The 1,335-nt window shown below is 49.7% G+C and carries 2 protein-coding genes; both read right to left on the reverse strand.

The genetic code is table 11. The features are described from left to right. On the reverse strand, positions 1–840 hold an 840-nt coding region (locus GRP75_RS27115; protein ID WP_160790909.1), incomplete at its 3' end, for an aldo/keto reductase. Between the two features lie 22 nt (positions 841–862). Further along, positions 863–1,335 (reverse strand): SDR family oxidoreductase (locus GRP75_RS27120; protein ID WP_160790910.1); only part of this gene is annotated, 473 nt, incomplete at its 5' end.

Genomic DNA, 1,335 nt, shown 5'->3' on the forward strand with positions numbered 1-1,335 from the left:
TGCGCCAATAATTGGCGCCGTGATCATAGGATTGGACATCGCCCAAGCTACCGCAAGCGTCGAGGGCTTCACACCTCGTTCTGCTGCATGTGCAGTAAAGCGGTCGGCGACGGCAAAATTCATTTCATCCGCATAGCGGTCCGTATACCGCTGCTCTTCGACCAGCCGTCCTTGCTCCGGTCGTTTGTTCGTTCCGTATTTGCCCGTAAGAATCCCGGCTCCCAGAGGGCTGTACGAAATGACCTCAATCTGCTCGGAAGCGGCAAGAGGCAGGATTTCTACCTCAGCCTGACGTTTGACCAGGTTGTACATCGGCTGGATCAATTCAAAGCGCGCCAGCTCCTCCCTGGCAGAGATGCCGACCGCTTTGGCAATCTGCCAGGCCGACCAGTTGCTCACCGCTGGGTAAAGGATTTTGCCCTGCGCTTGAAGATCGTCGAGTGCACGAAGCGTCTCCTCCATTGGAGTATTTTCGTCGAACATATGCACGAAGTAGAAGTCGATGCGGTCCGTCTTCAGGCGTCGCAGACTGTTTTCCACTTCAAGCATGATATGACGACGGGAAAGCCCCCTAGCATTCACGTCCTGTCCCATCGGATAGAAAACTTTGGTGCTCAGTACAATCTCATTCCGACAGTCCTCGATGCACTCGCCTAGAATTTCTTCGGAGCGACCCTGGCTGTACACGTTTGCTGTATCGAAAAAGTTAATGCCAGCTTCGCGGGAGCGGTTGAACATTTTTTTGGATGTTTCTTCATCGGCATTTCCGCCGAAGGACATCGTGCCAAAACATAAATTTGAAACCTTGATTCCTGTTTTTCCTACTGTACGATAATTCATCGTCATTCCTCCTGCTGTTGACTTACGCCTGTTGTGTGGTTGGGCGAATAATCATTTCATTGATCGCAACGTCTCCTGGCTCTTCAATCGCAAAAGCAATCGCACGTGCGATACTTTCCGCTTTAATCGCTCCTTGATACAACTCATCGTAGGCTTGTTTTAACTCTGCATCCGTGATTCCCTCCGTCAATTCAGTGCTGACAGCTCCTGGAGAGATATTCGTTGTACGAATCTGGGTACCACTGATCGCCTCTTCTTGACGTAAACCTTCCGTAATCGCCCTTACGGCATGTTTGGTCGCGCAATATACAGTGCCGCCGGGATAGACATTATGTCCGGCAATAGAAGACAGATTAATGATATGGCCAGATTTCTGTTTCCGCATCGCAGGCAGAACAGCAGCAATCCCGTACAAAAGGCCCTTGATATTAATATCAATCATCATATCCCATTCATTAATTTTCTTCTTAAAGAGAAACGATTGCGGCATGACTC

The sequence above is a fragment of the Paenibacillus sp. OT2-17 genome, from assembly GCF_009827695.1.
Taxonomy (GTDB): domain Bacteria; phylum Bacillota; class Bacilli; order Paenibacillales; family Paenibacillaceae; genus Paenibacillus; species Paenibacillus polymyxa_B.